Genomic DNA, 15,097 nt, shown 5'->3' on the forward strand with positions numbered 1-15,097 from the left:
ACATTCATTATACTTTTCAATACCAAAATAAATCGAAGCGATTTTGTAGAAAAACAACATTTCGTGATGTTCATCAAGATGTTCACTATGTATTTTTAGTTTATTTAAAATTTCAGGAATTAGATATTCACTTTCTGCAAAAGTTCCTTCAAGAATATGGAGATTCAATTTGTTGTTATAAACATACAAGAACGAGAGCGAAGCAATATTATCATTTACAGGAAATTTTGGATCCGCAATAGTTTCTTCCAAAAGATTTAAATATTTCTTGAAATTCGTTTTATACTTTAACATATAAAGCGATTCTAAGAAATAATGATTTCCTTTTAGAAAAAAAACAGGATTTAGATAAATCATGTTGGGATTATCATAAAACAATGTTACCCATTTGTAGGCAAATTTATAACTGGCTAAAAAGTCTTGCACAAGAAAACTTCTCCAAAGACTGGCGTTGTAAAACCAATATTTTTCTCTAAAGCCAAATTTGCTTTCATCTAGTTTGGCTACATGTCTATTGAAATAATCGTCTATATATTTGTATTCCTCATCACTTTTTACGTAACCTGTTTTTAGCATGATCCCGTATAATTGAAGCGATAAATTCGATAATTTGCTTGAAATCGTATTTCGGTAGTTCAGTTCTTTTGCTTGAATAACCAATTCATCCGCACGCCCTTGAATACTTCGCGTAATATATTGCGATTCGATTAGTTTTTCGAATTCTACAATCTCATACGCCATATATTTTTCGTCATTTTCAAGTGCTTGTTGTTTGGTCTTGTCTAAAATCTTCAAACTCTGCTTGTATAGTCCTTTATTGTAAAGAATAACAGCAAAATCCATTTGTTCGCGAAGCTGATAACGAATATTCTGGCTAGGAATATTCAATCGAATACTTACTAAAATTTGTTTGTATAAGTATGATTTTAAATTAGATAGCTGCACTTTTTGAATGACACCACTTTTAAGAATGAGTTTTTCATCGTAAACTTCAGATTTATCCAGAATATTGAATAATTCGATAAATTTTGTGTTTGAACTCGTCTCTAATCGGCTTGCAAAAATTTTAAACTGTCTTTTTTCTGATTTCGAAAGTGATTTGATTAAAACAAATAAGAAATCTTTTTGATGGTTAGCCATTGTAAAAAATAATAATGTAACTTATTGATAATAAAATAGTTAATTGGGTATAAATCGTTTTATGAACAGTATAATTTCATTAAAATGAATTTCGTACTGCGATAGTACAATATATATTTGTTATCAAGATGTGAAATTACATTAAATAAATGAATATGAATAGAGAGAAAGTTCAAATTTTTGACACCACTTTACGCGACGGTGAGCAAGTTCCAGGATGCAAGTTAGATACTAAGCAAAAATTAGTTATCGCAGAACGACTAGACAAAATGGGGGTTGATATCATCGAAGCAGGCTTTCCTGTGTCAAGTCCGGGCGATTTTTTATCGGTCTCTGAGATTTGTAAAATTGTAGAAAATGCAACCGTCTGCGGACTAACAAGAGCCGTAAAAAACGACATTGATGTTGCTGCAGCTGCTTTAAAGCATGCTAAGAAACCTAGAATCCATACTGGAATCGGAACCTCAGAATCTCATATCCTCCACAAATTAAATACTACGCCTGAAGATATTATTGCAAGAGCAAAATATGCTGTAGCACATGCAAAATCGTATGTAGAAGATGTTGAATTCTACGCTGAAGATGCTGGTAGAACAGATAATGCGTTCTTGGCAAAAGTTTGTGAAGAAGTTATCAAATCTGGAGCAACTGTATTAAATATTCCTGATACTACTGGATATTGTCTTCCAGAAGAATATGGAGCAAAAATTAAATACTTAAAAGAAAACGTAAAAGGAATTGAAAATGTAATTCTTTCTTGCCATTGTCATAACGATTTAGGTATGGCGACTGCAAACTCAATTGCAGGTGCTATTAATGGTGCAAGACAAATCGAATGTACTATTAATGGTATTGGAGAAAGAGCAGGAAATACAGCACTTGAAGAAGTGGTAATGATTTTCAAACAACACCCTTACTTAAATTTAGATACAAACATCAATACAAGAGAATTGAACGAAATGAGTCGTTTGGTTTCCGAAAGTATGGGAATGATTGTACAGCCAAATAAAGCGATTGTTGGAGCAAATGCTTTTGCACACAGTTCTGGAATTCACCAAGATGGTGTTATCAAAAACAGAGCGACTTACGAGATCATGGATCCATTAGATGTTGGAGTAAATGAATCTTCAATCATTTTAACAGCTAGAAGTGGAAGAGCTGCTTTAGCTTACCGTGCTAAAAAAGTAGGTTACGAATTGACAAAAACACAATTAGATATCGTTTACATCGAATTCTTGAAATTCGCTGACATTAAAAAAGAAGTTGTAGACGCAGATATCCACCAAATTATTGAAGCTTCTAAGATAGAAGGTGAATTAATCAGAAGTTAATATTTCAAAAATAAACTAGGAACAATAAGGATTTAAAGACATAAAGAGCGAGAGATTATGAATTTAAAAATTGCAGTTTTACCAGGAGATGGAATTGGGCCTGAAGTAATATTACAAGCTAAGAAAGCTTTGTACGCCATTGGCGAAGTGTATAATCACGAATTTGTTTTTGAAGAAGCGCTGATGGGAGCGGTTGCTATCGATAAAACAGGAAATCCTTTACCGGAGCAAACCCTGAACCTGTGTTTAAATACAGATGCAGTTTTACTTGGTGCAATTGGAGATCCTAAATACGATAACAATCCAAATGCAAAGGTTCGTCCAGAGCAAGGATTACTGAAACTGCGAAAAGAATTAGGATTGTTCGCTAATATTCGTCCTATAAAACCTTATAAAGCCTTAATAGAATCTTCTCCTTTAAAAAGAGAAATTATTGAAGGAGCAGATTTTACCATTTTTAGAGAATTAACAGGTGGAGCTTATTTTGGAACTAAAACACTTAATGAAGAAGGAACACATGCTTCAGATTTATGTGAATATTCAGAAGAAGAAATTACTAGAATTACACATTTAGCTTTTAAATCTGCACAAAAACGTCGTAAAAAGTTAACAATGGTAGACAAAGCAAATGTTTTGGAAACTTCAAGATTATGGAGAAAAGTAGTTCAGAAAGTGAGCGAAGAGTATCCAGATGTGAAACTTGATTTCTTATTTGTGGATAATGCAGCAATGCAGTTGATTTTAAATCCGAAACAATTTGATGTGATTTTAACTGAAAATTTGTTTGGGGATATTCTATCAGACGAAGCCAGTGTAATTACAGGATCTATTGGTTTATTGCCATCAGTATCTTTAGGAGAAAAAAATGCTTTGTTTGAGCCAATTCACGGATCATATCCGCAAGCAAAAGGAAAAAACATTGCCAATCCTATTGCTTCTATTTTAGCAGCAGCGCTGTTGTTAGAGCATTTTGGATTGACTAAAGAAGCTAATGTGATTTTTAAAGCAGTAGAAAAAGCAATTGAATACAAAGTAGTTACAGTTGATTTAAAACCAGATTCAAAATTCGGTACTAACGAAGTAGGTGAGTTTGTTTCTAATTTTATTTTCAGCAAAGACGATTTGCTGTATTTTAATAATGACAATGTTAGTATTGGACAATCGACAATTGTTTAATATTTTTTGTTAAAAAGTGAATTAAATAACAAGAAGTGTTTGAAATGTTGAGATTTTATTTTTTTAGTTGCTAAAGTTTCTATACTTTTGTAACACTAAAAAAATAAGCGATGCAAATCTCAATTATTATTACTTCTGTCGTTGTTGTCAATGTGATTCACACATCTGCATCGGGAATGTTATAAATATAATTGAAAAACTATATTAGAAACCTTCCAAATACTGGAAGGTTTTTTTTTGAACAAAAAAATAAAAAAAAATAAAATAAGCAATAATGGAATTAAATAAGTACAGCAAGACCATCACCCAAGATCAAACACAGCCTGCAGCGCAAGCAATGTTGTACGGAATTGGTTTAACTGAAGAAGATTTGAAAAAAGCACAAGTTGGTATTGTCAGCATGGGTTACGATGGTAACACTTGCAACATGCACTTGAACGATTTAGCAAAAGATGTTAAAAAAGGTGTTTGGGATGCAGATCTGGTCGGACTTATTTTTAATACCATTGGTGTCAGTGACGGTATTTCTAACGGAACTGAAGGAATGCGTTATTCATTAGTTTCTCGTGATGTTATTGCAGATTCTATAGAAACTGTTGCCGGAGCACAATGGTATGACAGTATTATTGCAATTCCTGGTTGCGACAAAAATATGCCAGGAGCATTAATCGCAATGGGAAGATTAAATCGTCCATCAATGATGATTTATGGAGGTTCTATTCACTCTGGAAAATGGAAAGGGGAGTCTTTAAATATCGTTTCTGCTTTTGAAGCTTTAGGAAAAAAAGTAAAAGGCGAAATAACACCAGAAGATTTTAAAGGAGTTATCCAAAATGCTTGTCCAGGTGCTGGTGCTTGTGGTGGTATGTACACTGCAAATACAATGTCTTCTGCAATTGAAGCTTTGGGAATGAGTTTACCTTATAGTTCTTCTAATCCAGCTTTAAGTCAAGAAAAAAGAGACGAATGTTTTGAGGCAGGAAAAGCAATCAAAATATTATTAGAAAAAGATATCAAGCCAAGAGACATTATGACTCGTAAGGCTTTTGAAAATGCTATTACAATTGTAGCAGTTTTAGGTGGTTCTACAAATGCTGTTATGCACTTAATTGCAATGGCACATTCAGTTGGAATTACAATCACTTTGGATGATTTTCAAGCAATTAATGATAGGACTCCGGTTCTTGCTGATATGAAGCCAAGTGGAAAATATATGATGGAAGATATTCACGAAGTAGGAGGTATTCCTGCAGTAATGAAATATTTATTAAAAGTTGGATTGATACACGGCGATTGTTTAACAGTAACAGGGAAAACAGTTGCAGAAAACTTAGCTTCAACTCCAGATTTACAAGATGGACAAGAAGTTATTCATGAAATTCAAAAAGCATTAAAACCAACAGGGAATATCCAAGTTTTATACGGAAACCTTGCTTCTGAAGGTGCTGTAGCAAAAATCAGTGGAAAAGAAGGTGAATATTTCGAAGGACCAGCTGTTGTATTTGAAGGTGAATTTGAAGTAATTCCAGGTCTTCAAGCCGGAAAAATTAAACCAGGTAATGTAGTCGTCATTAGAGGTTGTGGACCAAAAGGTGGTCCGGGAATGCCTGAAATGCTTAAACCTACATCTGCCATTATCGGTGCTGGATTAGGAAGCAGCTGTGCACTAATTACAGACGGTAGATTCTCTGGAGGTTCACACGGTTTCGTGGTAGGTCACGTTACACCAGAAGCATATGACGGTGGAGGTATTGCACTAGTAAAAGATGGAGATTTAATCGCTATTGATGCTGTGAAAAATACAATCGACTTGAAGATATCTGACGAGGAATTTGCAGCTAGAAAAGCGGCTTGGGTGCAGCCTAAATTAAAAGTTGACAGAGGGGTTTTACTTAAATACGCTAGATCGGTGTCAAGCGCTTCTACAGGTTGCGTGACCGATAATTAATTTTAAAAGAACAATATCAAAAATCAATATCAATGACAATATCAAAAATCAAATAGCAATAAATAAAAATTCAATTTAAAAGTTATAATTGAAATTGAATTTTACCATTGACATTGAATTTTGGAATTGAATTTTGACATTGAAAAAACAATATACTATGAGAATATCAGGGGCAGAAGCCGTTATAAGATGTTTGTTAGAAGAAGGAGTAGATTTGGTTTATGGTTATCCAGGTGGAGCAATCATGCCAGTTTACGATGAATTATATAAATTTCAAGATCAGTTACACCACGTTTTAGTACGTCACGAACAAGGTGCAACTCATGCAGCTCAAGGTTATGCTAGAGCTACAGGAAAAGTAGGTGTGGCAATTGCTACTTCAGGACCAGGAGCAACTAATTTAGTTACTGGAATCGCTGATGCTCAGATCGATTCAACTCCAATGGTTTGTATTACAGGACAAGTTGGAAGACATTTATTAGGTTCTGATGCATTTCAAGAAACTGATATTATCGGAATCTCAACTCCAGTTACAAAATGGAATTTTCAAGTAACTGAAGCTTCTCAAATTCCTGGAATCATTGCAAAAGCATTTTACATTGCTCGTTCTGGACGTCCAGGACCAGTATTGATTGATATTACTAAAAACGCTCAGTTTGATGAGTTCGATTTTAGTTATGAAAAATGCACTGGAATTAGAAGTTATATTCCAGTTCCTAAATTGAATTTGGATAAAGTTGCTGAGGCTGCAGCTTTAATCAATTCTGCGAAAAAACCTTTAATCGTTTTTGGACAAGGAATTATTTTAGGTCAGGCAGAAGCCGAATTTAAAGCAGTAATCGAAAAATCTGGAATTCCGTCCGCATGGACCATTTTAGGACTTTCGGCTTTGCCAACAGATCATCCTTTAAACGTTGGAATGTTAGGTATGCACGGAAATTATGCTCCTAATTTATTAACTAACGAATGTGATGTTTTAATCGCTTTTGGAATGCGTTTTGACGACCGTGTTACAGGAAACTTGAATACATATGCAAAACAAGCAAAAGTAGTTCACTTCGAAATTGATCCTGCAGAAATTGATAAAAACGTTAAGACTGAAATAGCTGTTTTAGGTGATGTGAAAGAATCTCTAGCGGCGCTATTACCATTGCTTGAAGAAAAATCTCATGATTTATGGCTTAATGAATTTAAAGCTCTAAGAGAAATTGAATTCAATTCAGTTATTAAAGAAGAATTAAGTCCAACAAACGGTAAGGGAATTTCAATGGGAGAAACTGTTGAAATGATTAATAAACATTCAAAAGGTGATGCGATTATTGTAACAGATGTTGGTCAGCACCAGATGTTTGCTTGTCGTTATGCAAAATTCAATTCAACCAAAAGTAATATCACTTCTGGAGGTTTAGGAACAATGGGATTTGCACTTCCAGCAGCAATTGGAGCAAAAATGGGTAAACCAGAACGCGAAGTTGTAGCGATTATTGGTGATGGAGGATTCCAAATGACAATTCAGGAATTAGGAACCATTTTTCAAACTCAGGTTCCTGTTAAGATTGTTATTTTAAATAATGAATTTTTAGGAATGGTACGTCAATGGCAAGAATTGTTCTTTGACAACCGTTATGCATCAACAAAAATGATCAATCCAAATTTTGTTGCCATTGCAGAAGGGTATCATATTAAATCTAAAAAAGTAACACAACGTGAAGATTTAGATGCAGCAGTTGCAGAAATGCTTGCTTCAAAAGAGTCTTACTTCTTAGAAGTCATGGTGGAAAAAGAGAATAATGTATTCCCAATGATTCCAACTGGAGCTTGTGTTTCAGAAATTAGATTAAGCTAAAAAAATAAGTTTCATGTTTCAAGTTTTATGTTCCAAGTTAAGAAAAACTTGATACTTTAAACTTGAAACAAAACAAACTAAAAAAATGGAAGATAAAACATTTACCATATCGGTATACTCAGAAAATAACGTGGGTTTGTTAAATAGAATATCTGGAATATTCTTAAAGCGTCACATTAATATATTAAGTCTAAATGTTTCTGAATCAGAAATAGAGAATGTTTCAAGATTTATCATTGTGGTAAATACTACAGAGAAATGGGTTCAGAATATCGTTGGACAAATTGAGAAACAAATTGAAGTTATAAAAGCATTTTATCATACAGATGAAGAAACTATTTTCTTAGAAAATGCTTTATTTAAAATAGCTTCAAGTTTGTTATTCGATGAGAAACAAATTCAGAATATTATCAAAGAAAGCCAGTCTACAATTGTAACGGTTTCTCGTGATTTCTTTGTGATTTCAAAATCAGGAAGACGTTCTGAAATTGAAGAATTATACGAAAAGTTCAAGCCTTACGGAATTATGCAATTTGTACGTTCTGGAAGAATTTCAGTTTCAAAACAAAAAATGGAGATTTCAGCTTTGTTGGAAACCTTTAAATAATAAAATCTTAGTTATATATAATCAATTATTAAATTTCATTTCATTAAATATTAAAACAAAAATGGCAAATTATTTCAATACATTACCACTTAGATTACAATTAGAACAATTAGGAGTTTGCGAATTTATGGAGCAATCAGAATTTGCAGACGGAATTGCGGCATTAGCTGGAAAAAAAGTTGTAATTGTTGGTTGTGGAGCACAAGGTTTGAATCAAGGATTAAACATGAGAGATTCTGGTTTAGATATTTCTTATGCATTACGTGCAGATGCAATTGCTGAAAAGAGAGCTTCTTTTAAAAATGCAACTGAAAACGGTTTCACAGTAGGAACTTACGAAGAATTGATTCCAACTGCTGATTTAGTTTGTAACTTAACTCCAGATAAACAACATACATCTGTAGTGAATGCTATTATGCCATTAATGAAACAAGGTTCTACTTTGTCTTATTCTCACGGATTTAACATTGTAGAAGAAGGAATGCAAGTTCGTAAAGACATCACTGTAATTATGTGTGCTCCTAAATGTCCAGGTTCTGAAGTACGTGAAGAGTACAAAAGAGGATTTGGAGTTCCAACTCTTATCGCAGTTCACCCAGAAAATGATCCAAACGGATTTGGTTTAGATCAAGCAAAAGCTTATGCTGTAGCAACTGGAGGACACAGAGCTGGAGTTTTAAGATCATCTTTCGTTGCTGAAGTAAAATCAGATTTAATGGGTGAGCAAACTATTCTTTGTGGTTTATTACAAACTGGATCTATTTTATGTTTTGATAAAATGGTTGAAAAAGGAATCGATGCTGCTTATGCTTCTAAATTAATTCAATACGGATGGGAAACTATCACTGAAGCTTTGAAACATGGTGGTATTACAAATATGATGGATCGTTTAAATAATCCTTCAAAAATCGAAGCTTACGAATTAGCTGAAGAATTGAAAGATATTATGCGTCCATTATTCCAAAAACACCAAGACGATATCATTTCTGGAGAATTCTCAAGAACTATGATGGCTGACTGGGCTAATGATGATGTTAACTTATTGAAATGGAGAGCTGCAACAGGAGAAACTAACTTCGAAAAAACAGCTCCACAAGAAGCTCCAATCTCAGAACAAGAATATTTTGATAACGGAGTATTAATGATTGCAATGGTTAAAGCTGGTGTTGAGTTAGCTTTCGAAACTATGACTGAAGCTGGAATTATCGAAGAATCAGCTTACTATGAGTCATTACACGAATTACCATTAATTGCAAACACAATCGCTAGAAAGAAATTATTCGAAATGAACCGTGTAATTTCTGATACTGCTGAGTACGGATGTTATTTATTTGATCATGCATGTAAGCCTTTATTGACTGAATTCATGAAAAAAGTAGAAACAAATATCATCGGAAAACCATTTTCAACTTCAAATGCAGTTGACAATGCAGTATTAATCGCTGTTAATAGAGAAATTCGTCAACATCCTATTGAAGAAGTAGGAGCTTGGTTGAGAGAGTCTATGACAGCAATGAAAAAAATTGGATAATTAAGAAATTGGGAATTCCCGCAAGATTGGATTTTGCGGGTTTTGCACTGTATCAATGATTTGTAATATTTTGAATTAGTAAGCACTTATTAAAGATAATAGATATAGATGCATATTGCTCACTTAACTTTTCTGTGAGAGTAAGTTAAGTGAAGCTGATCCCTAATAATGGGGTATATTTGATAAAATATACTTGTTGAAATTTCTGTTTTAATTAATAATGATGCTGCTATTTTCAAAATAGAGAAAAGTATTGTAAAGCAGTTTTACAAGATTAATTGTTATTGAAATTTGTTAAATTAAAAAAGGCATAATATCTATTTTATTATGCCTTTTTTTTCTTTTAATTTGTTTTAGAAAATAAAATTTTAAAACAAATGCAAATAATTATCATATTTTATTAAAGAAATGTTTTTTTTTGATAAAATTTATGAATTAAATTGTTTTAAGAATACGTTCAGATTTAATACATTTATAAAAAATTCCAGTAAACAGATGAGCTATTACAAAATTGAAAATTTAGAACAATATTTCAAACATTACAATAAGTCAATAAGAGAGCCAAGAAAATTTTGGGGAAAAATAGCTGAAGAAAATTTCACATGGTACCAACAATGGGAAAAAGTAGTTGATTTTAATATGGCTGAAGCCGAAGTGAAATGGTTTACAGAAGCTAAAGTTAACATTACCAAAAATTGTATCGACAGACATTTAAGCAAAAGAGGAGATAAAACGGCTATTATTTTTGAACCGAATGATCCTTCTGAAGAAGCTTTACATATATCGTATAACGAATTATACGAAAGAGTTTCAAAAATGGCAAACGTACTTCGCGAGCAAGGTGTTCGTAAAGGAGATAGAGTTTGTATTTATTTACCAATGATTCCTGAATTAGCTGTTTCTGTTTTAGCTTGTGCTAGAATAGGCGCTATACATTCTGTTGTATTTGCTGGATTTTCTGCTTCTGCAGTTTCTGCGAGAATCAACGATTGTGAATCTAAAATGGTAATTACTTCTAATGGAGGTTACAGAGGTAACAAAACAATTGATTTAAAAGGAATTGTTGATGAGGCTTTGGAAACTTGCCCATCTGTAACAAAAGTATTAGTAGCAAAAAGAACCAATACTGAGGTAAAAATGAAAGAAGGTCGTGATGTTTGGTTACAACCTTTGTTAGATGTAGCTTTGGATAATAGTGTAGCTGAAATTATGGATGCAGAAGATCCTTTGTTTATTCTGTATACTTCTGGATCTACAGGAAAACCAAAAGGTATGGTTCATACTACTGCTGGTTATATGGTTTACACGGCTTATACTTTTAAAAATGTTTTTAATTACGAAGACAATGATATTTTTTGGTGTACAGCAGATATAGGTTGGATCACAGGTCACTCTTATATTTTGTATGGACCATTATTAAATGGAGCTACAACTGTAATTTTTGAAGGAGTTCCTTCTTATCCAGATTTTAGCCGTTTTTGGGATATTATTGAAAAACACAAAATCACACAATTCTATACTGCGCCAACAGCAATTCGTTCTTTGGCTAAAGAAAGTTTAGATTATATTCAAAAATATCCACTTAAATCATTAAAAGTTATTGGATCTGTAGGAGAGCCAATCAATGAAGAAGCTTGGCACTGGTTCAATGATCACGTTGGAGATAAAAGATGTCCGGTTGTTGATACTTGGTGGCAAACAGAAACAGGAGGTATAATGATTTCGCCAATTGCTTTTGTAACGCCAACAAAACCAACCTATGCGACTTTACCATTACCAGGAATCCAGCCAGTTTTAATGGATGAAAAACGTAATGAAATTGAAGGAAATCAGGTAGTTGGAAGTTTGTGTATTAAATTTCCTTGGCCAGGAATTGCCAGAACAATCTGGAATAATCATGATCGTTATAAAGAAACATACTTCTCTGCTTTCCCAGGAAAATATTTTACAGGAGACGGAGCTTTAAGAGATGAAGTAGGTTACTATAGAATTACAGGTAGAGTAGATGATGTTGTAATTGTTTCTGGTCATAATTTAGGAACAGCTCCAATTGAAGATGCAATTAATGAACATCCTGCTGTTGCAGAATCTGCAATTGTTGGATTCCCACATGATATTAAAGGAAACGCATTGTACGGTTTCGTTATTCTAAAAGAAACTGGAGAAGTTAGAAATAAAGAGAATTTGACAAAAGAGATTAATCAGTATATTGCTGACCACATTGGACCAATTGCAAAATTGGATAAAATTCAATTTGTTTCTGGTCTGCCAAAAACACGTTCAGGAAAAATTATGCGTAGAATTTTACGTAAGATAGCTGAAGGAGATTTTTCTAATTTTGGAGATACTTCAACTTTGTTAAATCCTGAAGTTGTAGAACAAATTATGAAGGAAAGAATTTCGTAATTAAAGATATAGAATAATAAAAATGCCTCTTAAATTTTAAGAGGCATTTTTTTGTTTAATGTTTTAACGGTTTAAGATTATTATAGTTCGCATTTATTCTAACGCAAAGTTCGCTAAGTTTTTTTTCCGACTTTTTATTGTATAAAAAAGTTCGCAAAGCTTTGTGTAAAAAACTTTGCGAACTTTGCGTAAATCTTTGTGTACTTTGTGGTTAAATCAACGTAATCTATTTAATTCCCAATCTAGATTTTAATTTCAAGAATAAAAGTCCAATTCTGTAAGCATCTTCGGAAGAAGAGTTTCTGTCACTTTTTGGAATTTTGTAAATTTCGCATAAATCATCGAGTGAAAACTGCTTGTCATTTATATCTGTAAGTTTTCTGTACATTACATCAACATCTAGAGCTTCATTTTTTAATCGACCACAATCTAAACGTTCTAATGCGGCATTTAACATTTCAACATCAAAATTTATATGGTGTCCAACTAGAATGGAATTTCCGATAAAATTAACCAAAGCTTCTAATGCATCTGGCTCAGGCATTTTCATCATTTTGCTTTCAATGATAAATTCATTAGAAAGTCCGTTATCTTGTAGATATTTATATTGCAATAAAACTGTTTCAAAACTTTCTTTTATCACGATGCTGTTATCAATGACTGAAAATGCGCCAAGTGACAATATAACATCTTTATCCGGATTTAAACCAGATGTTTCAGTTGATAAAACAACAAACTTATTAGGTTTAGTCTCGAATTTAGTTAAGTAATCTTTCCAGAATTCTGGATAGTCTTTATTGATATTTTTAAGCCAGTCTAGCATATTATGAGAATTGTGTCAATTGAAATTTACTCTTAATTAGTTCCTCAAGGTCTTTCATTGGGGCTAAAGCGTTTTTTAATTTCTCTTTATCTGTTTTAGACATTTCTCTTAAATTAATGTATTGACCAGAGTCGTCATTTTTTAAACCCTCTACAGTTCTAAATTTAGAAAGCGTCAGGAAAGCTTCGGCGCAGCTTAAATAAATTTCTGCATTTTTAGAATCTGTAATTGCTAACTGTTTGAATCTTAAATAAGTATTTTGAACACCTTTGATGTTTGCATTTAGAATTAATAAGCGAGCACTGTCAATCAAAGGCATTAAAGCGCGAGTTTTTATATCGAATTTATCCTTATGCGGACCATCTTCTTCAACAATAAATTTCTTAAAGAAACTTAATGGAGAATTTCTTTTTAAAGCATCATTTCCTAAGAAATCAAAGAATAGAGTATTGTTTACTGCATTCTTGAAGATAACATTTTCTATTGCTTCTTCGATTTTTGGTTCTCCAAAAACAATTTCATAATCAAAGAAAATACTGCTCAGATCATTACTGTTTTCACCTGGAGTATTCATCCAGCTGTTGTATTGTTTTGTCCAGTCACTCAGTGATTTACACCAAAGCATATTGCTTCCCATATGGCCATTTGGACAATAGTCGTAACCCACTTTTTCTAATATAGAAGTGGTTCTTTTCGCAAGTCTTAAGAAATAATCTTTTACTTCTCTGTATTTTTCTGGCGTAACATCTTCAAAAATTAAAATACTGTCTTGGTCTGTAAGTAAAAGTTGTTCTTTACGGCCTTGACTTCCAATGCTTAACCAAGCGAAACGAGCAGGAGGGGAGCCTAAATCTAAAATTGAAAGCTCTACAGCACGTTTAATTATTGCTAGATTAATTTCACTGGCAATATTACTTACGTGTGAAATTGGTATATTTTTTTGAATCGAATTCTGGATTAAATCAGATAGACGATCACGAATTTGTTTTAAATCTTTTGGTAGCTGTGAACGTTTAATCTCTTTAATTAAAACACCAGGGTTACTTGCTTGAGCTACAATAAGATCGTGCTCAGAAATAATTCCTTTTACAACAGATTTGCTTGTACCGTCTTTGGTAACACATAAGTGAGTTACATTATGTTTAAGCATAAGTAATTGCGCTTCAGCTAGCGAAACATTTTCTAAAACCGTAACAACCGGTGACGACATGATTTTGTCAATAGTTTCAGTAATAGGGTAACGCCCTGTTGCAATTTTTGAAGACAAATCGGCATTTGTAACAATACCAATTGGATGATTCTTTTCGCAGATTATGATATTGTCTACCATAGAATCTGTCATTAAAATAGCAACATCTTTTATAATAGAAGTAGCCTGTGTTGTTAAAGGCGAATTATTATAGTTAAGTGACTGAATGTATTGCATTTCTGATTGCTGATCTAAGAAATCAGTGTCAGAAATCAGTTTTCCGTTAGAGCTTACACTGTCTTTTGTATGACGTGAATTTACAGCAAAACTTTCTAGTAAAAAATTTAAAACATCTGAATTATTAGCCACAAAAGGTCTAAATACAGCGATCGGAATAGCATAAATAATACTTTCTTCGCGTGCTTTAGCCGTCATCATGTAGTTGTTTTTGGCGAAAAACGGACGTAAACCAAAAATGTCGCCTTCGTGACATTTATTTATAATGGTTTCTTCAGCGTCTGCAATTGTCGTAAGATTGATTACACCAGAAGCTACAACATAAAAACTATCATGAAGCGTATCGTTATTTTGAAATAATACCGCATGTTTTTCTAAATTAATGACACGAATATTCGTAGCAATATCTGATAATTCCTGGAAAGTTAAATTATCAAATGGTTTGTATTCTTTTAAAAAATCTGCAATATGTTCAGCAACTGTATTCATATGTGTGATAATTTATTTTTAAAGTATCGAATGTAAAAATAATAAAATAAAGTCTTACAATGAAAGTTCTTTCATAGAATCTAATTATTTTAAATAAATGTTAAAAGATAATGGCTATCGGACTTGAAAAAGTTTTTATGTGGCTGAAATTTGAGAATTTCCGTTTTCAAAAAATAATTTTTCATTTATCGCAAAATTAGCGGTCGATTATCCAGTTAGCTAATTTTGCAATATTTGAGAATTTTTTAAATAAAAATCTATACAGCAGATTTATGATTGATTTCGAATTTGATATAAATTGGATTGATTTTGAAATTTCATGCAATATATCGAGTAATCTAATTTTGCCATATTTGAAAAAAAATAAAATTTAA

The 15,097-nt window shown here is 32.6% G+C and carries 10 protein-coding genes; 7 read left to right on the top strand and 3 right to left on the bottom strand.

The features are described from left to right. Positions 1–1,140 (bottom strand): hypothetical protein (locus VGE71_RS08830; RefSeq protein ID WP_331137990.1); only part of this gene is annotated, 1,140 nt, incomplete at its 3' end. 155 nt (positions 1,141–1,295) lie between these two features. On the opposite strand from VGE71_RS08830, the gene VGE71_RS08835 reads away from it, so the two are divergent. The 7 genes from VGE71_RS08835 (at position 1,296) to acs (ending at position 11,985) form a co-directional block, all read left to right on the top strand. Next, positions 1,296–2,471, top strand: a complete 1,176-nt coding sequence (locus tag VGE71_RS08835) for a 2-isopropylmalate synthase (protein ID WP_276380031.1) — start codon at positions 1,296–1,298, stop codon at positions 2,469–2,471. Between the two features lie 57 nt (positions 2,472–2,528). Continuing rightward, the gene (gene leuB / locus VGE71_RS08840) at positions 2,529–3,647 is read left to right on the top strand and encodes a 3-isopropylmalate dehydrogenase (RefSeq protein WP_331137991.1); all 1,119 of its coding nucleotides are present in this window, start codon (positions 2,529–2,531) and stop codon (positions 3,645–3,647) included. Between the two features lie 274 nt (positions 3,648–3,921). Beyond that, complete coding sequence (gene ilvD, locus VGE71_RS08845; RefSeq protein ID WP_331137992.1) at positions 3,922–5,595, top strand: dihydroxy-acid dehydratase; 1,674 nt, start codon at positions 3,922–3,924, stop codon at positions 5,593–5,595. A 157-nt stretch (positions 5,596–5,752) separates the two neighbouring features. Next, a complete protein-coding gene (gene ilvB / locus VGE71_RS08850; RefSeq protein ID WP_331137993.1) occupies positions 5,753–7,441 on the top strand; it encodes a biosynthetic-type acetolactate synthase large subunit in 1,689 nt (562 codons plus the stop codon). Between the two features lie 85 nt (positions 7,442–7,526). Next, on the top strand, positions 7,527–8,048 hold the full coding sequence (gene ilvN / locus VGE71_RS08855; protein WP_144212769.1) for an acetolactate synthase small subunit: 522 nt from the start codon (positions 7,527–7,529) through the stop codon (positions 8,046–8,048). A 61-nt stretch (positions 8,049–8,109) separates the two neighbouring features. Further along, positions 8,110–9,579: a ketol-acid reductoisomerase gene (gene ilvC, locus VGE71_RS08860; protein WP_331137994.1), complete on the top strand. Its 1,470-nt coding sequence runs from the start codon at positions 8,110–8,112 to the stop codon at positions 9,577–9,579. Between the two features lie 495 nt (positions 9,580–10,074). Then, on the top strand, positions 10,075–11,985 hold the full coding sequence (gene acs, locus VGE71_RS08865) for an acetate--CoA ligase (RefSeq protein ID WP_331137995.1): 1,911 nt from the start codon (positions 10,075–10,077) through the stop codon (positions 11,983–11,985). A gap of 226 nt (positions 11,986–12,211) precedes the next feature. Here the strand turns inward: acs and VGE71_RS08870 are convergent, their stop codons facing one another. Both VGE71_RS08870 and VGE71_RS08875 read right to left on the bottom strand, forming a co-directional pair. Beyond that, a complete protein-coding gene (locus VGE71_RS08870; protein ID WP_331137996.1) occupies positions 12,212–12,808 on the bottom strand; it encodes a 3'-5' exonuclease in 597 nt (198 codons plus the stop codon). A gap of 1 nt (position 12,809) precedes the next feature. After that, complete coding sequence (locus VGE71_RS08875; RefSeq protein WP_331137997.1) at positions 12,810–14,723, bottom strand: DUF294 nucleotidyltransferase-like domain-containing protein; 1,914 nt, start codon at positions 14,721–14,723, stop codon at positions 12,810–12,812. Between the last annotated feature and the right edge of the window lie 374 nt (positions 14,724–15,097).

This window comes from Flavobacterium sp. (assembly GCF_036405015.1).
Classification (GTDB): Bacteria; Bacteroidota; Bacteroidia; order Flavobacteriales; family Flavobacteriaceae; genus Flavobacterium.